Source organism: Limnobacter thiooxidans (genome assembly GCF_036323495.1).
Classification (GTDB): Bacteria; Pseudomonadota; Gammaproteobacteria; order Burkholderiales; family Burkholderiaceae_B; genus Limnobacter; species Limnobacter thiooxidans.
This window is the reverse complement of the sequence record NZ_AP028947.1, coordinates 1-15,565: the sequence shown is the minus strand read 5'-3', so window position 1 is coordinate 15,565 and position 15,565 is coordinate 1. Positions and strand designations below refer to the sequence as shown.

The following is a 15,565-nucleotide window of genomic DNA, read 5'->3' as shown; positions in this document are numbered from 1 at the left end:
CCTACCTCATTATTATTTGATGAGTGTATAGCGAAACATTCACTGGATAAACCATCAGGCTCCAAGAGGAGCCAAGGCAGGCGCGGTACTCAGTCAGGGGACCAATTTTAGGGGGGTATATTGAGAGCGATGTATTTCTGTGATTTGCGCCACTATCCCTTAAAGCAAAATATTAGGGTATAGAAAATGACCGAGCTGAAAGTTATTACCTGGAACTGCAACGGCGCCTTTCGCCGAAAGTTCGATCAGCTGCGTGAATTTGATGCAGGTGTGTAGATCTACTTACCTGCGCAGGGCTCGTATGATCACGAATGGCATGCTGCGACAGTCAAGTGACCATCGACTGCTTTAGCAAGGGATCAAGGGCATTCCGATTGATCCGATAAATTCCCGCCTTCACCAGCACCACTTTATGTTCAATCAAGAATCGAAGGCCGATCTCATACTCACGGTCATAGACCTTTAAAGTGTTTGGAAAATGAGTGAATGATCCATTCGGTGACATGATGGCTGCTGCCGCGTCAAGCACCAGTGCAGCTTCAGGGCAAGCCAGTGCTATGTTGTTTCGAACTGTTGTGTTAAGTTTCATGCGCGGCAATATACTGTGTTAATAAACAGTATATTGCCATGATCAATCCGATTCGCCAATATCCGTTCTTGAGATTGGCCTTGAAATAACAGAATTACGCCGCCTTGGCCTGGTTCGGCAACAATAGCTTGCCAAGCTGCGTGACCTCGATCAAGTAGCCTCGGCTTACACCTTCACCAACATCAAAACTACCCACCGTTTTAAGGTCGTGCGATTCGATCATCCTCAAGAGCATTCTTGAACTTGTACCAAGCTGGTCGGCCAAAGTGGAAAGCACGATGTAGGTCTGTTGAAACTCTGCCAAAGCAGATACTGGAATCAAATTTACCTTTTGACCACGCAAGATACTTTCCACTGAGCGAATCAGGCCTTGTTTTACCCAGAACCTAATCACCTCTTCCTTGATCTTCAGCATGTTGGCAACGCCAGCAATTTTTAGTAGTGGCTCCCCATTCCCTGCCTGCAGAATTTTTGTTACTTCGGATTCTAGGAATTCGAAGTTCCCGAGTTTATTGTCCCCAGTGGGAGACGCAACCGTCAACGAACCGTTAACCAAAGACAGGTAAAGCGTTCGATGCGCAGTGGCGTTGGTGGTCATCCTTGCCGCAAAATTTTTCAGCCTGATCTTGGGGCCTTCCTTACTTTGCGCCTCAGTGGCCAATTTTTTAGTCAACACCTCAATCGCAGTTGCAGATATTGTGCGGTTGGAAGTCAATCGCACTTCTGGCTCTTCCAATACGTCAAATATCCCGTACTCAATGAAGTAACCCATTGATCGCCTACTTAGGCCAGTAATATGCATGGCGTCGGTCTTGGTGATAAAGGTCTTCAGAAACTCATGCATTTCTTCAGCTGAAAATTTATCAATCAATATTCTGCGAGTTTTAGACTCATGTGGGATTTCTATGAACCGCAACTCCTTGCGATCTACCATTTTCATTACGGTCTGCTCGTGGATGCGCAGATCTTTCGCCATTTGGGCAATGGACAAATAACGGGATTTCTCGGTATTGGCCACTTTGTCATTGATGTGATACTTACCATCCGAATATTCGGTGACCGCGTCACGCGCCGCCTGGATAAATTCCTTATACCGCCCCGAACCACACAGATTCGAAAGTCTCTTGATCCAGTATCCGAGTCTTTGTTCTGCGGAGAAAATATCTGGAGCAGCCAGATCAAGTCGAAACTTCACCAACTCTTTTACACGGGTGGGAAAGTCTTCAAATAAAGGCAAAACACCTTGTACGATTTCCAGTGAATCATCAATTGAAATGGGTTTGCTGATCCTTCCGGTCAACGTCTGTTTGGTTTGCTTTGAATGGGCATACAAAAACTCAATCAAAGTGACGAAATTGCTCCACTGAATCGGTTCCGTATTTCCGAAGTCCTGCATTGGCGGACAGGGTGTGACATCCATGGCCAAACGCATACTCAGCCATCTCTCGGCGTTTGAAACCTTAGTCGGTTCAATAGATGTCAAATCTCGGCCACACTTACAGGCCTTCAAATGATATCGATCTTTTGTGATGGTGTTACCACACTCATCGCAGGTTTCTACAAGTCGAATGCTGTGCTCAGCGCAGGCAGTGCTGTATGTATGCTGCCAAATGAGTTTTGCATAGCCATGCTCTTTAAGGCACATAGGACACACTGGCGTCGTCGACATTCTGTAATGTCGATCTTGAATCGATGTTCTATGGCCTTGCTCCAATTCTTTAAGTTTCGCCAAATCACTAGCCTTCTGGCCTGTGATATCTGCAATATGCTCGAGCTTGCCAAACAGGGATGATTGAGCCGTAACTCCTCGGATCGGGCCAAGCAATTCATAAATCCCGAGCATGCCATTGTGATTTGCTAACCGTAATAAATAGCCTTCGAGGCTCTCACCAATCTTTACGGAAAGTAGGTTGGGGACCTTAGGGAGTTCTAAGTCTGGGTCTTTAAACATGATGCGCCAACCTCCCGTTTACGCCGACAATGCGGGATAGGTCTTCTCTCAAGATCATTCGCTCCCAACATACTGAGAACTCACGATCGGAAATTTCTCGATCAAAGGGGTTTCCGTCCAGATCAAAATCAACTGCTATTTTTTCTGCGGCAGCGCCAAGTAAATTTTTGTTAATGCCAAACCTCCCATTGGTTCTCAGGAACTCAACCTGCAAGGTGTGCATAAAGTTGCTAACCAAGCCAAATCTTCCTGCGGACAAATAATAAAGTGCACGTGCAAAAGTTTTAAAGCCGATTTCGATGTTGTATGGATCCGTTACCAGACCATCGTAATAGCCCCTAACGGCACTCACAAATTCCTTCATTTGATCTTGATCTGAATAGTCGTATGGCATGAACATCACTCGACGTTCAGAGCGGTTAGCAAGTTGCGTATTGTTCAAACACAATTCTTCAGCGTTCGGTAGTCCCACAAAAATGAATGTAATCGGTACTCGTTCAAACAACTCCTTCAAAACATCAGCCGCTCCGCGAATTGATTTTGATCGGCCAGCGTCAGTCAACTGTTGAATTTCATCAATGATCAACACCTTAACCTTGTGAAGTTCAAGCTGACGGATTGCTAAATCAAACTTGTCAGCGACTGAACCGCGTGCAAAACCAGCCATCTTCAAACTGTCAAGAATTGCCATGGCGAGGCCGCCTTTTGAGCCACCAGATCGCATGGTCACCTTCAGAACAGGAATCATCCTGCGATTGTCACTGTCCGTTGATTCCAGTTTTTGGAATTTGGCATGAACGTAATCAACGACCTGAGTTTTTCCCGATCGTGAAGGGCCAAGAATCCACTTCAAGCTGCGATAAGCCCCCGTAACTTCCGGAGGACTCAATCCGTCTTTGATGTAGATAGTGAGCTGCTGTGCGACACGTTCGAAAGCAGGGTGAAGATGTACCTTATCGTTAATAATATTTTGTTCTATTCTTGTCATTGATAATTTTTCTTTGTTACGATTTTTGGTGCCTGGACTGAGTCATAGTCGAAATCGTCGTTAATGCCCAGATAAGTTGGCCCATCAATTTCTTTTTCATTTGCGGTTCGACCCGTGGTCATTGATCGCACCAATTTAGCGGCCTCCGCGACCTCTTTCTTGGCCGACGAATGTTTCTTGGTTTTCGTCGTTGCCCTCTTGTTTACGCCATCAAAAAACACGCCAAGCATTTTTTGATACTCGACAGCGATCGTATCGTAGTCAGATCTACCATGGGTTTTGTCCGCATTCGCCATCAGAGTTCTGAGCGTTGTGTAATCCACTGGCTGGTTCCTTCCAATATCCCAGTAGATATTGTTTAATCGAATTTTCGATCCCTTGTTGGTTGGATCAATCACATCGATGTATGTACAGTCGATCGGGTCATACAAAATTTCCACCTTTACGCCAGGGCCCAATTTTGAATACAACACAGCATATTCAGAAGAGGAATACTTGCATTTCTCAAACGTAATTCCGCCCCTGTCTGTCGTACGAGTTTCTTTAATCATTCGTGCATTGGCCATGTCTTGCATAGTTATTGGCTCTAGTGCAATCATTTCCTTTTGCAAGCGCACAAGTCTTTCTGCAGGTGAAAAACCGTAATCTTCGCCCTTGGCTACTGATCCAATAACGTGCCTATCCAGTGATCTCATGCTGTAGTCATCAAATACAAATCGAGTTATCAGCATCTTCAATTCTGAAAAATCGATGATCGCTGTCTTCATACCAAGCTCGGTTTGCGGCCGAGCATTGGTAGTTTTAGGACCTCGCGTGGACCCAGGCAAACTGGACGTGAAATCCTTCAAACTGCGGTTAAAACGTTCAACAAATGGCTTTCTATATGGTGAATATGCAGGGTTGTATTCCACCGCAATACCAAAAGTAGTTATCGATGAAAAGCTTTCGGAACGAAACTCCGAACCGTTATCAAGGACCAACGTTTGCGGGCGGCCCATGTACTCGATACGATTCATAACCCCATATTTGTCAAACTCTTCCTTGGTATATCCGTACATTGCCCGCTCAAGTGTCTTCAACACCTGAACGGTGTCGGGCGTATGTAGCGAGATTTCCGTTGCAAGTGGAAAGCCTGTGGCCACATCAATTGCGACACACACCCAGGGTCTTATCGGTGCCGAACTAAGTGCTTGTGTGACGAACACATCAAGTTGCGTACAGTCCATCTCAATTCTTTGATAGGGCAGAGCTGTCTGATAGTTTTTCTGCCGCATGCTTCCCACTGAGCGTCGGGTGCGAGGATCAAACTTGGCAAGAACACGCCTGTCCCAAGGCTGCAAATTGACGTAGTAGCGAACCTGGTCATAAGACATTCTTTCCTCTGATCCTCTTTTCTTCAGATTCTGATTAATGATTTGATGCAGCTCTTTGATGCGGATGTAATGCTTACCTAAGTTCTCCTCCAAAGTGGACACGACGATCTGTTCTACCTCTTCTGAAAGCACAACTTTTGGCCTTCCTTTTTTATGATGCTTCGGCGTAATTCCTTCAAAGCCGCGGTGGCGGAAATCTCGGCAATAGCGCCTGAAAGTGCGCTCTGAACAGGACAAGCCATATGTGCCGATTACGCTTTTACAGGCATCCGCAGCTGTCATTCCATCTGTTACCAGACGCTCAAATTTTGCAATCGCATTTTGTCGACGCTTCGCTTCAGTGATGTATTCACTTTTATATTGGGGATCATCAATCACCCTTGACTGACTGCAGCGTGTGTCATGTTCGTAATTCTCGCGAACATATAAACCATTGGCGATATTTCGCTGCAGTTCAGTAAGTGTCACAGGGAAGTCATTTTTGGTATGAAGATCAGTGATCATCACAACCTGCGAATCTCTGTTCAGTTTTGAAATACACAAACGCGATGCGCCGGTTTGATACACCGTACCCGTTGTTATCTGCGTCATGTTCTTCTCCTTAAATCAAAGTGTTCATACCGAATGCAATTCATCGAATCATCGGCAGCACCTGACAACAATGTTTTTTTATTAATCACTTCACGCCAAATCGGCGCATCAAAAATCCCCATGACGATTGCCATGCAAACTTGCGTCACCGTTAATCTATTTCCATCAGCAATTTCAGAGACCGAAAGCATTTCTGCGCTCTCATGCATTTGCGCCGCAAACACTCGAACGGCTTGCAATTTTTCAGTCAAATCTAGCAGTGAGGCCGGAACTTCCTTGGCGTTCATTTGATGATTAATGCTGTGTAGCAGTTTCAAGTTTTGAACACACGGCAATGTGTCCTCATAAGAACCCGCAAGGATTTCAAAATGAATTCCTTTAACCTTTAATAGCTCAGTGGCGGCCTCAATTTTTCCTGCGTAAGAATCCGTGAAATCAATCCAGGCCGCGTCCTTGATTTCAATGATTCGCACCGTTTGGTCTTGCATCGTTAAAGCGAAATCAGGTGTGTAAAGGCTTGCTTGCCTGCCACGTGTTTTAAGTTTTTCTCTGTAGCGATCAAGCTGATCTTTTGTGTGCAACATTTCACCTGTTGTTACATCAAGGGTGAAGGGCTGTACTTGCAACGCTTTAATGCGTGGATCAAGATCCATGGCATAGCCAGCAATGAGTTCGTGTCTGCTATCAACCACCGACTTTCCCTCCGGCGCAGACTTTAAGAGATGCGTGAAATACGATCCTTTTCTGAAGCCCCGCTTGCCAATCTGCCTGGTCTTACCCTTTTGATCTTTTTTCGTGAGGTAGGACATAGTTATATTTTTGTTGTTAACGAAATTATATCATGTATGATTTAATGAAGGCAATAATTTTGTTGTTGACAAAAATAGTGCCTCCAAAAATTCGTTGAATCTAGGTTATTAAAGGACTGGGGGACAGGACGGGGCGAGAGCTAGGACTGTAGACGAGTAGAGTGGCAACTACTTTTTATTGCCTGGGTCAGGATCTTTTTTCGATTTCTCGATTGATTCACGAATTACTTTCACCATGTCCTCCAGGGTTATGGCTTCGCCAATTTCACCTTTTTTCACGGGCTCCTTTCGCACCAACGTCAATTTGGGCTTTTGTCTGATGGGCACATAGGGTGTTGGCTCCGGCGGCTTAATCGGAGCCGCCTTTTTACGGACGCGTGACTGCATTAGCACCGTGCCTGTGGGATCGTCCAAGAGAACAAAATCCATTTGGTTGCTCGCTCCCAGAGCTTGAAGGATTCCCAAAAAGCCACAAAACGAACCAATAGGCTCACCGCGTTCAATGCCGCGTACAGTCTCGACACTAATCATCGCTCGCTCAGCGATTTGCTTTTGAGTCAGATTTCGCACCAGGCGAGCGAGTTTTATGCGCTTACCAAGGCGCTCAAGTGATACCCAGATCATTGGGCTTAGATGTCTTTCAGGTTCCCGTCTCATAGTCTCTACATCGCCTTATATGCTAGTAAACCATACTTAAACTTAGCGTAATGTCTAACTTATTAGCACTTATCTATCTGAACGGAGAGCGGTGCACACTGCCAAGCCAAACATTGCCGCACTCACTATAGACCAGCGGATAAATTTGCTCAATATTTTTGTTATTGACGAAATTAAAGGAAAGGTTAAACTAGCGTTCTAAAGTAAAGGAAACGATTTTGGCAAAAAGAAAGGAAAGCAAACCAGGTGTACCTTTATGGTACGACCAAGGTAAAGCTGCGCAGTGGCAACTTGAGAACTCCAAAGAACTGAGTATCGCGAATCACCTTGCTGTCTATGCTGAGAACAATGGTTTGTCGGTGCGCATGCTGAAACGCTACGTGGCATTAAAGGAATTTGTCGATGAAAACTTTCATCAACACATCGGCAAATTCACGGACCAGACGCCGTATTCAAGCATCGAGGAGCTGCTGAAACTCCACAAGCTAAATCCTGCCAAGGCGGCACAAATAGCCGAATCGGTGATCAGTGGACAGACTATTGCTGCTGGCGTGAAACATTTGATCGAGCTAGAGACCAAAGATTCGGGTAGCAGAAACGTTGACAACACAAGATCTGAGGCACGTAAGGCCGCTTTCCAACTTCAACACGCCGTTGTTAATCACGTGAACAAACACCCAGCGGACTTTGGCCTGTCGGGTACCTGGAAAGAAATTGACCTCTCTGGGCTATCGATTAAACCCGATCTTGGCTTTGAAACAGCAAAAGGTAAAAGGGTAGCTATTGAGATTCGCTACTTCTCGATGAACTCAAGTACGGCCTTTTTTCATCAAGCACTGACCAAATATGCTTGGTTGCAGATGAGCTTCTTCGATGAAGTGTACTTAGCTGTCAATGAGGACGCTGTGGACTTGGTCGAAGCGTACTCTGATAACTTTCAAAACTGGACTGGCAAAAAATTAAACATTAAATCTATACAGCTCATATAGAAACGAACAAATACAATCTATTTAACTGGAAGCTCGTCTAGAGTGATTACTGAGATCTGATCGATATCAACCATTCATATGATTGATTTTGTTTAATTTTTTATATTTTTTCCAAATTTATGAAATGGTTTCTTACTATTTGCTCAATTTTCGCTTTCGCCTCTGGTCCAGTCTCGGCTTATCTAGGCCATCCAGAAATATTGTTGGTTAGCACTATCGGGTTCGTCACTCTCATTTTTGTTGCGAACCTTGATCGAATTTCCGAGTTCAAAGCATCTCGGGACGGAATTGAAGCGAGAACTCGAGAAGTAGTGGCTCGTGCCGAATCTGCAGTGTCAGAACTTCAATTGCTTGCCGTTCAAGTTGCGGAACTCTCCCTCTCGTTGGTAAAACGCCAGGGACGATGGGGTGGCTATTCTGATGAAGAGGAGGAAGCTATTAGAAAATCGGTGATTGCGGTGCTTTCGAAATTAAAGATTCCGAACAGTGAGATGGAGTCCGTCTTGAAAGAGTGGCATCGAATAGTGGAGTTTGACTACTCTCATCACATTCTTGGAGGAAGTTCCATTCCGAACAATGCCGCACCAGAGGTTTTATCCGAATGGAAGGCTATGCGAGAAGGTGGCATTGCGAAGTTTCCATCTCCACAAGAAATTATGAGCTTTCTTGTCAAGAACGATTACCTTACTCATGAACTTGATGAGCTAGTTAAAGATTATCGGTTTTATTGCGTTAATCGATTTCATAAACGGCCTGAAGTTTGGCAGCAGCGTCGTGACTGGGGGCAACTAAGGAAATCTTGATTACCTGATGCGAACTTTTTTCTTAGCCAATAAAAAACACCAACAAAAACGACATCCTTAACAATTTAGGATTTACCCTGCATTTCGAATGTGTCTGCCTTCTCAAACATGAGCTTAAGAATTACTTTGCCTTTTGGGGTGTGCCTAAAAACATGGGCTCCAGGGTCGACGACATGGAGCAACAAGTGGTAACCGTGTATAGGATGCTCTACATAGAATAGGTACCTATCACTTACCCTGGAGTTTCTTATATTGGAATGTGGAGATGACCACCTAGTAGCCCATTTTTGTTTTGAATCTTCATCATTCTGGGGATAAAGATGGACATGCGACACGTTTCGGTTCTCATCTTCTCGCACTGTTTTCCCAAACATGAAATTGTTTTCTTTATTTGTGGAAATCCACCGCTTAAAACTAGTGATGAGAACATCTAACTCAGTAGCAGACAAATCTTCAGCCAGTAAAGAAGATACCGATACTTTCGGGGTTGGAGAATTCAAGGACTGGGGGAAATTTTAAGAATTATGGCTGTAGGGTGTAAAAACTCGTGAAGATCTAGTTTTCAAGCAATCAAACCTTTTGCTTTAAACTTCTCGTATAAAGCATCAACGCCGAATACGGTCTTATCACCCATCTTTGAAAGTAAGCTAAGTTCTTGGACAGACAAAGCTTTTTCCGCCAACTTAGCACTCTCGAGAGCGTTTGGCTTCAAATTTTTCTCAACAAGTAGTTCCGTAATAAACATTGATCTCTTCATCACCATGATTGTTTCCTCGTATAGCTAACGAGCGTGTGTATCGTAACGATACATACAGAGGCTCAACGTATCACAAGAATTTTGGCATGTCAATTTATGGATGTTTCAAAAATAACGTTGCTACTGTCTTTAGAGCTCATGGTTGCGTTGCGTGTTTGTTTTCCTAGGATAACTTGCAATGCATCTGTGGTGAACTTTCCAATCCTTACGTTCTTCGTTTCTGAAATTTTTGATTGGTGTAGGCCTAAAAGACTCAGCACCTTGAACCTGGGTAAGTACTTCTTGATTAATCAAACACCTAATTGGGTTCACTAGAACAACTTTAAGCAGCATCTCGCTCCCTGTATCATCAGGAAGAGCGATATGGATTGAATTTTTCTAGAACCTTGGTGACTTGCTATTTCCCTTTTAGATGTGTACGTCACATATGGACTAATTGGGAGAGGGAGGAACTATGGAGTGATTGTTAAATATTTAAACTCATAATTTTTCTACGAAATTGGCAAACAACTTTATAAAACTTTTTCGATTTTTCTCATAAATCTTTTTTAAATCAATAATTTATTAAATAAAAAGAAAACGGCCAACCGAAGTTAGCCGTTCCCCTATACCCTAATGTTCGAAAAAAGTTGGTCAACTATTTAACAAAACTGGCCAACTATTTCTTCGCTCCACATTGACTTAAACGTCAATATTCCCAGCCTTCAAGGCATTGCTTTCAATGAAGGCCCTTCTGGGTTCAACTTCGTCGCCCATCAGCGTTGTGAAAATCTGATCTGCAGCGATGGCATCTTCAATTTGAACGCGCAGCAATCGTCGCACTGTAGGGTCCATGGTTGTTTCCCACAACTGCTGTGGGTTCATTTCACCCAAGCCCTTGTAACGTTGTTTCGTGATCGCTTTTTCTGCTTGTTCACGCAACCATTGCATGGCTTCACGGAAGCTCTGAACCGCCATCACCTTCTGCTTCTCGCCTTCACCGCGTTGAATTTCTGCGCCTTCAGAAATCAAGCCTTTGAAGGTTTTTGCGGCATGAGCCAACAAGGGGTAATCCGCGCCATGAACAAAGTCTGGGTCGATTGTGGTCACCCGTACGTTGCCATGATGGCGGCGGTGAATAAGGACCTTGTGCTTGTCGCTTTGCTCATCAAACTTGGAAAACACTGTCATGATGGTCGGGTCCAGCACGGCCTGTAGTCTCGCTGCACTGGCTTTCGACGCCTCTTCAGTATCCAGATCCAGTTCAACGCCTTCCACAATCGCATTCAGCACATCCGGGTCAATCACACGGCTCAAGCGCCGCACCACAGCTTCTACAGTTACAAACTGGCGAGCCAGTTCTTGCAACGCTTCGCTTCGAATGGCTTCTTTTCCCTCGCCTGGAATCAGCGCTGCCTTTTCCAAAGCAATGGTCAGCATATATTGCGCTTCTTCCTGATCGTCTTTCAAATACCTTTCATCTTTGCCATGCTTTACCTTGTACAGCGGTGGCTGCGCAATGTAGATGTGACCATGTTCCACCAACTCAGGCATTTGGCGATACAACAGGGTCAGCAACAGCGTCCGGATGTGGGCTCCGTCCACGTCCGCGTCGGTCATGATGATGATTCGGTGATAACGCAATTTGGCCAGATTGAAATCGTCCTTGCCAATGCTTGTACCCAAGGCGGTAATCAGCGTGGTGATTTGCTCAGAGGTCAGCAACTTGTCGAACCGTGCTTTTTCAACGTTCAGCACCTTTCCCCGCAAAGGCAAAATTGCCTGGAATTTACGGTCGCGGCCCTGCTTGGCTGAACCACCCGCAGAGTCGCCCTCGACGATGTAAATCTCGCACTTGGCCGGGTCACGTTCCTGGCAATCTGCCAGTTTGCCGGGCAGGCCAACGCCGTCCAGCACACCCTTGCGGCGTGTCATGTCACGGGCTTTCCGAGCGGCCTCACGCGCACGCGCAGCTTCAACGATTTTAAGACAGATCAGCTTGGCATCACCGGGGCGTTCGTCCAGAAACTCGCTCAGCACCTTGGCAACAATGTCTTCCACAGGAGCACGCACTTCGCTTGAAACAAGCTTGTCTTTGGTTTGGCTTGAAAATTTCGGTTCTGGTACTTTCACGGAAAGTACACAACACAGGCCCTCGCGCATGTCGTCGCCAGTCACTTCCACTTTTTGCTTCTTGGCAATTTCATTGACTTCAATGTATTTGCCGATGACCCGCGTCATCGCGGCACGCAAGCCAGTCAGGTGGGTGCCGCCATCGCGTTGTGGAATGTTGTTGGTGAAGCAGAGTACCGATTCATTGAATCCGTCATTCCACTGCATGGACACTTCGACACCAATGCTTGTACCGGGGATACCGCCATAAGTTTCCGCAGGGCGCTCACCTGCTGCGTAAAACGTATTCGGATGCAAAATTTTCTTGTTGGCATTGATGAATTCCACGAAGCCCATCACACCGCCGCTGCCTGCGAAATCATCTTCCTTGCCAGTGCGTTCGTCTTTCAGGCGAATACGCACACCATTGTTCAGGAAGCTGAGTTCACGCAGCCGCTTGGCCAGAATTTCATAGTGAAAATCATTGTTCTGCTGAAATATTTGGGTGTCAGGCAGAAAGTGAACTTCTGTGCCACGCTTGTCTGTGGTGCCCACAACTTTCATGGGCGATACGTCTACACCATTCACTTGTTCAATGATTCGGTTTTGAACAAAACCACGTGCAAATTCAAGTTGATGCACCTTGCCATCGCGACGAACAATCAGGCGCAACCAGCTGGACAAGGCATTCACGCAACTTACGCCCACACCGTGCAAACCACCTGAAACCTTGTAGCTGTTCTGGTTGAATTTGCCGCCAGCATGCAGCTCTGTCAATGCGATTTCCGAAGCAGAGCGTTTCGGCTCGTGCTTGTCATCCATTTTCACACCGGTCGGGATACCCCGCCCGTTGTCTGTCACGCTGATTGAATTGTCGGCATGGATCGTGACAACGATGTCATCGCAATGCCCAGCCAAAGCTTCATCAATCGAATTGTCTACAACTTCAAACACAAGGTGGTGCAAGCCTGTGCCATCGGAGGTGTCACCGATGTACATGCCAGGACGTTTGCGAACTGCTTCAAGGCCTTCAAGAATTTGAATGGCACCTTCACCGTAATCGGCGCCGGTGGGTTGCGCGGGCAATGGTCCGTCGTTCTGTATGTCTGAAGTCATAGGGTATTCTTGTTATCGTCTTTCTTAGATACGCATGGGCATGACAACGTATTTGAAGTCATCTTTGCCTGGGGTGGTCACCAATGCACTGCTGTTCCCGTCTTGCAACGTGAACTGCACGGTTTCCGACTTGAGGTTATTCAATACATCCAGCAGGTAGTTTACGTTAAAACCCACATCAATCTCGGGGCCTTGGTACTCGACCTCCATTTCATCCCGGGCTTCTTCCTGATCCGAATTGTTGGCCACAATCGTCAAGCCATTGGCACCCAACACCCAGCGAATGCCACGAAACTTGTCGCTGGTCAGGATGGACGCACGTTGCAGCGAATGCAGCAGCGCATCGCGAGCAATCACGACATGGTGCTTGTGGGCCTTTGGAATAACCCGCTGATAGTCAGGAAACTTGCCTTCAACCAGCTTGGTGATCAGCGTAATGTCTGCAAAACTGAACTTGGCCTGGTTGCTTGCCAAGTCAATCGTCACTGTGTCATCCGTGTCGTTCAATAAACGTGACAATTCCAGCACGGTTTTACGTGGAACAATCACCTCGTGTTTGGTCGTGCCCCCTTGGCCTGGCGCATCTGCGTAGGCCAAACGGTGTCCGTCAGTTGCTACCGCACGAATACACTCACTCTCGATAACCAGTAACACACCGTTCAGGTAATACCGCAGATCCTGCTGGGCCATTGAAAAATGAACCATGCCCAGCAAATTCTTCAGTGTTTTTTGGGGCAGGCTGATTCGGGTGACCCATTCTTTTGGCTCTTGAACCAAAGGAAAGTCCTCTGCAGGCAAGGTCTGTAGTGCAAATCGGCTTTTCTTGGCTTGAACTGACATCTTCTTGCCGTCCAGTTTCACCATCACATCCGAGTCTTCGGGCAAGGATCTCAATATGTCCAGGAATTTTCTCGCAGCCACTGTGGTGGCGGTGTCTTCACCGCCTGCGCCCACTTCTGCACTGGTCTGAATTTGCATCTCGATGTCCGAAGACAACAACGTCAACAAGCCACCCTGTTTTCTCAAAAGGATGTTGGCCAATACAGGCAAAGTGTTCCTGCGTTCAACGATGTTGCTGACGATTTGCAGTTTCCGAACCAATGCATCGCGTGAGCTATGAATTAATTCCATTTAATATTTCCTTATAGGATTAGTTAATAGAGTTGATTCATTTCTGTGGACAACTCCATTTTTCCCTTTGAATTTAGCTTCTTAGGTTCTTTCAAAATTGGTGTAGAACTCACGGGACTCAATCTGCAAACTGTGGATAACTTTTTGCGATCTTCCGAGGTTCTTTTTTTTCTGTGGATAACTCACCTCTTTGTACACGGCAATTACACAGTTATCCACAATTCTAAATCAACCCTTCAAGGTTTGGTCCAGTACGTGCAACGCATGATTCAACTCTGAAGATTGGTTACGCAGTTCTGAAATCTTGTTCACGGCATGCAGCACAGTCGTGTGGTCGCGCCCGCCAAACAGCTCGCCAATTTCCACGTAGCTTTTCTCGGTCAACTCTTTGGCCAGGTACATGGCCACCTGCCGTGGCAGTACGATCTGGGCTTGTCTGCGCTTGGAAAACATGTCTGCAACTTTGATCTTGTAGTAATCCGCCACTGTTTTCTGGATGGATTCCACTGAGACCTGACCATGGTGGGCTGAAATCATGTCGCGCAACGCTTCCCGAACCAGGTCCATGGTCACAGGCTTGTTGTGGAATGAGGCAAAGGCCATGATTCGACGCAACGCACCCTCCAGTTCACGTATGTTGCTGCGCATGTGCTTGGCTACGAAAAATGCCACATCTTCCGAAAACACGATTTTTTGCTGTTCGGCTTTTTTCAGCAGGATGGCTACCCGCATTTCAAGTTCAGGCGGCTCAATGGCCACAGTCAAACCGCTGTTAAACCTGGAAATCAGCCTGTCATCCATGCCCTGGATGTCTTTGGGGTAGGTGTCGCTGGTGATGATGATCTGTTTTTTGGCAGCAATCAGTTGCTCGAAAGCATAGAAAAATTCTTCTTGCGTTCGGCTTTTCCCGCCAAAAAACTGAATATCGTCAATCAACAGCAAATCAAGCGAGTAATACGAACGCTTGAATTCTTCAAATGCCTTCTTTTGGTAAGCCTTGACCACATCGCTCACATACTGTTCTGCGTGGATGTAGCGAATCTGCGTATTGGGGTTCTGTTCAAGCAGGCGATTGCCAATGGAATGAATCAGGTGGGTTTTGCCCAATCCCACCCCACCATACAAAAACAGGGGGTTGTAGGACACGCCGGGGTTGGAAGCCACCTGTTCTGCCGCGGCTCTCGCAAGCTGGTTGGCTCGCCCCGATACAAAGTTGGAGAAACACAGGTCCCGATTCAGCCGGCTGCGTTCGTACACCGTGGCCGCGATTTCATCGCGTTTGACCGCTGCCATTTTTGGCGCGTTTTGCGTACTGGCTTCGTTGGTGGTTTTCGCCTGTGAAGGGGCCGGTGCCTGCAGAGGGCTGGCCTGCTTGGCGGCAACCTGCCACTGAATGGCCATTTCGCATCCAAAAAACTCGGTGGCCAATTCGTTGAAGCGGCCCCCGTAGTTGTTTAAAACCCAATCGAGTTTGAAACGGTTTGGGGCAGCCATGCTCAAGCTTGCCGTGTTTTCATCAAATTCAACCACGGTCAGTGGTTCGATCCACAGCTTGATTTGTTGGGCGGGGATTTCTTTCCGAAGCGCTTCAACGCAGTGGTCCCAGAATTGATCAATCACGTTATCAACAGCCTTATTATTCGGATGAACTGCTTTGCAGGAATTAAATCTCAGCGCTCCATTGTATCCAAACCCCCACGAATTGAGTGAGGCATTGTCT

The 15,565-nt window shown here is 46.4% G+C and carries 13 protein-coding genes; 2 read left to right on the top strand and 11 right to left on the bottom strand.

Annotation, left to right across the window (positions count from 1 at the left end; all coding sequences use genetic code 11):
* Positions 1-328: 328 nt before the first annotated feature.
* The 6 genes from RGQ30_RS00060 to RGQ30_RS00035 form a co-directional block, all read right to left on the bottom strand.
* Complete coding sequence (locus RGQ30_RS00060; RefSeq protein ID WP_130557237.1) at positions 329-589, bottom strand: hypothetical protein; 261 nt, start codon at positions 587-589, stop codon at positions 329-331.
* A gap of 94 nt (positions 590-683) precedes the next feature.
* Entirely contained in the window at positions 684-2,540 is a 1,857-nt protein-coding gene (locus tag RGQ30_RS00055; protein WP_130557238.1) for a TniQ family protein, read from the bottom strand.
* The gene (locus tag RGQ30_RS00050) at positions 2,533-3,528 is read right to left on the bottom strand and encodes a TniB family NTP-binding protein (protein ID WP_130557239.1); all 996 of its coding nucleotides are present in this window, start codon (positions 3,526-3,528) and stop codon (positions 2,533-2,535) included. The genes RGQ30_RS00055 and RGQ30_RS00050 overlap by 8 nt, the downstream gene beginning before the upstream one ends.
* Positions 3,525-5,492 (bottom strand): Mu transposase C-terminal domain-containing protein, encoded by a 1,968-nt coding sequence (locus RGQ30_RS00045; protein WP_130557240.1) that lies wholly within the window; start codon positions 5,490-5,492, stop codon positions 3,525-3,527. The genes RGQ30_RS00050 and RGQ30_RS00045 overlap by 4 nt, the downstream gene beginning before the upstream one ends.
* Complete coding sequence (locus RGQ30_RS00040) at positions 5,489-6,301, bottom strand: TnsA endonuclease N-terminal domain-containing protein (RefSeq protein ID WP_130557241.1); 813 nt, start codon at positions 6,299-6,301, stop codon at positions 5,489-5,491. Before RGQ30_RS00040 ends, RGQ30_RS00045 begins: the two co-directional genes overlap by 4 nt.
* A 168-nt stretch (positions 6,302-6,469) precedes the next feature.
* Positions 6,470-6,925: a helix-turn-helix domain-containing protein gene (locus RGQ30_RS00035; protein ID WP_130557242.1), complete on the bottom strand. Its 456-nt coding sequence runs from the start codon at positions 6,923-6,925 to the stop codon at positions 6,470-6,472.
* 251 nt (positions 6,926-7,176) lie between these two features.
* Between RGQ30_RS00035 and RGQ30_RS00030 the strand changes: the two genes are divergently transcribed.
* Both RGQ30_RS00030 and RGQ30_RS00025 read left to right on the top strand, forming a co-directional pair.
* Positions 7,177-7,947, top strand: coding sequence for a hypothetical protein (locus RGQ30_RS00030; RefSeq protein WP_130557243.1), 771 nt, complete (start codon positions 7,177-7,179; stop codon positions 7,945-7,947).
* 119 nt (positions 7,948-8,066) lie between these two features.
* Positions 8,067-8,750, top strand: coding sequence for a hypothetical protein (locus RGQ30_RS00025; protein ID WP_130557244.1), 684 nt, complete (start codon positions 8,067-8,069; stop codon positions 8,748-8,750).
* Positions 8,751-8,815: 65 nt separating this feature from the next.
* Here the strand turns inward: RGQ30_RS00025 and RGQ30_RS16125 are convergent, their stop codons facing one another.
* From RGQ30_RS16125 to dnaA, 5 genes are all read right to left on the bottom strand, one after another.
* Complete coding sequence (locus RGQ30_RS16125; protein ID WP_420915149.1) at positions 8,816-9,124, bottom strand: type II toxin-antitoxin system YafO family toxin; 309 nt, start codon at positions 9,122-9,124, stop codon at positions 8,816-8,818.
* A 188-nt stretch (positions 9,125-9,312) separates the two neighbouring features.
* Complete coding sequence (locus RGQ30_RS00020) at positions 9,313-9,513, bottom strand: hypothetical protein (RefSeq protein WP_130557246.1); 201 nt, start codon at positions 9,511-9,513, stop codon at positions 9,313-9,315.
* Between the two features lie 675 nt (positions 9,514-10,188).
* Positions 10,189-12,714 (bottom strand): DNA topoisomerase (ATP-hydrolyzing) subunit B, encoded by a 2,526-nt coding sequence (gene gyrB / locus RGQ30_RS00015; protein WP_130557247.1) that lies wholly within the window; start codon positions 12,712-12,714, stop codon positions 10,189-10,191.
* A gap of 24 nt (positions 12,715-12,738) precedes the next feature.
* A complete protein-coding gene (dnaN, locus tag RGQ30_RS00010) occupies positions 12,739-13,845 on the bottom strand; it encodes a DNA polymerase III subunit beta (protein WP_130557248.1) in 1,107 nt (368 codons plus the stop codon).
* A gap of 228 nt (positions 13,846-14,073) precedes the next feature.
* Positions 14,074-15,462, bottom strand: coding sequence for a chromosomal replication initiator protein DnaA (gene dnaA, locus RGQ30_RS00005; protein ID WP_298218658.1), 1,389 nt, complete (start codon positions 15,460-15,462; stop codon positions 14,074-14,076).
* Positions 15,463-15,565: the final 103 nt, after the last annotated feature.

What these genes read in the sequence shown, in the direction of transcription:
- RGQ30_RS00020 (WP_130557246.1), bottom strand. Translation starts at nt 9,513, where the DNA reads ATGGTGATGAAGAGATCAATGTTTATTACGGAACTACTTGTTGAGAAA.
- RGQ30_RS00025 (WP_130557244.1), top strand. Translation starts at nt 8,067, where the DNA reads ATGAAATGGTTTCTTACTATTTGCTCAATTTTCGCTTTCGCCTCTGGT.
- dnaN (WP_130557248.1), bottom strand. Translation starts at nt 13,845, where the DNA reads ATGGAATTAATTCATAGCTCACGCGATGCATTGGTTCGGAAACTGCAA.
- RGQ30_RS00050 (WP_130557239.1), bottom strand. Translation starts at nt 3,528, where the DNA reads ATGACAAGAATAGAACAAAATATTATTAACGATAAGGTACATCTTCAC.
- RGQ30_RS00060 (WP_130557237.1), bottom strand. Translation starts at nt 589, where the DNA reads ATGAAACTTAACACAACAGTTCGAAACAACATAGCACTGGCTTGCCCT.
- RGQ30_RS00040 (WP_130557241.1), bottom strand. Translation starts at nt 6,301, where the DNA reads ATGTCCTACCTCACGAAAAAAGATCAAAAGGGTAAGACCAGGCAGATT.
- RGQ30_RS00035 (WP_130557242.1), bottom strand. Translation starts at nt 6,925, where the DNA reads ATGATCTGGGTATCACTTGAGCGCCTTGGTAAGCGCATAAAACTCGCT.
- RGQ30_RS00055 (WP_130557238.1), bottom strand. Translation starts at nt 2,540, where the DNA reads ATGTTTAAAGACCCAGACTTAGAACTCCCTAAGGTCCCCAACCTACTT.
- RGQ30_RS00045 (WP_130557240.1), bottom strand. Translation starts at nt 5,492, where the DNA reads ATGACGCAGATAACAACGGGTACGGTGTATCAAACCGGCGCATCGCGT.
- gyrB (WP_130557247.1), bottom strand. Translation starts at nt 12,714, where the DNA reads ATGACTTCAGACATACAGAACGACGGACCATTGCCCGCGCAACCCACC.
- RGQ30_RS16125 (WP_420915149.1), bottom strand. Translation starts at nt 9,124, where the DNA reads ATGTTTGGGAAAACAGTGCGAGAAGATGAGAACCGAAACGTGTCGCAT.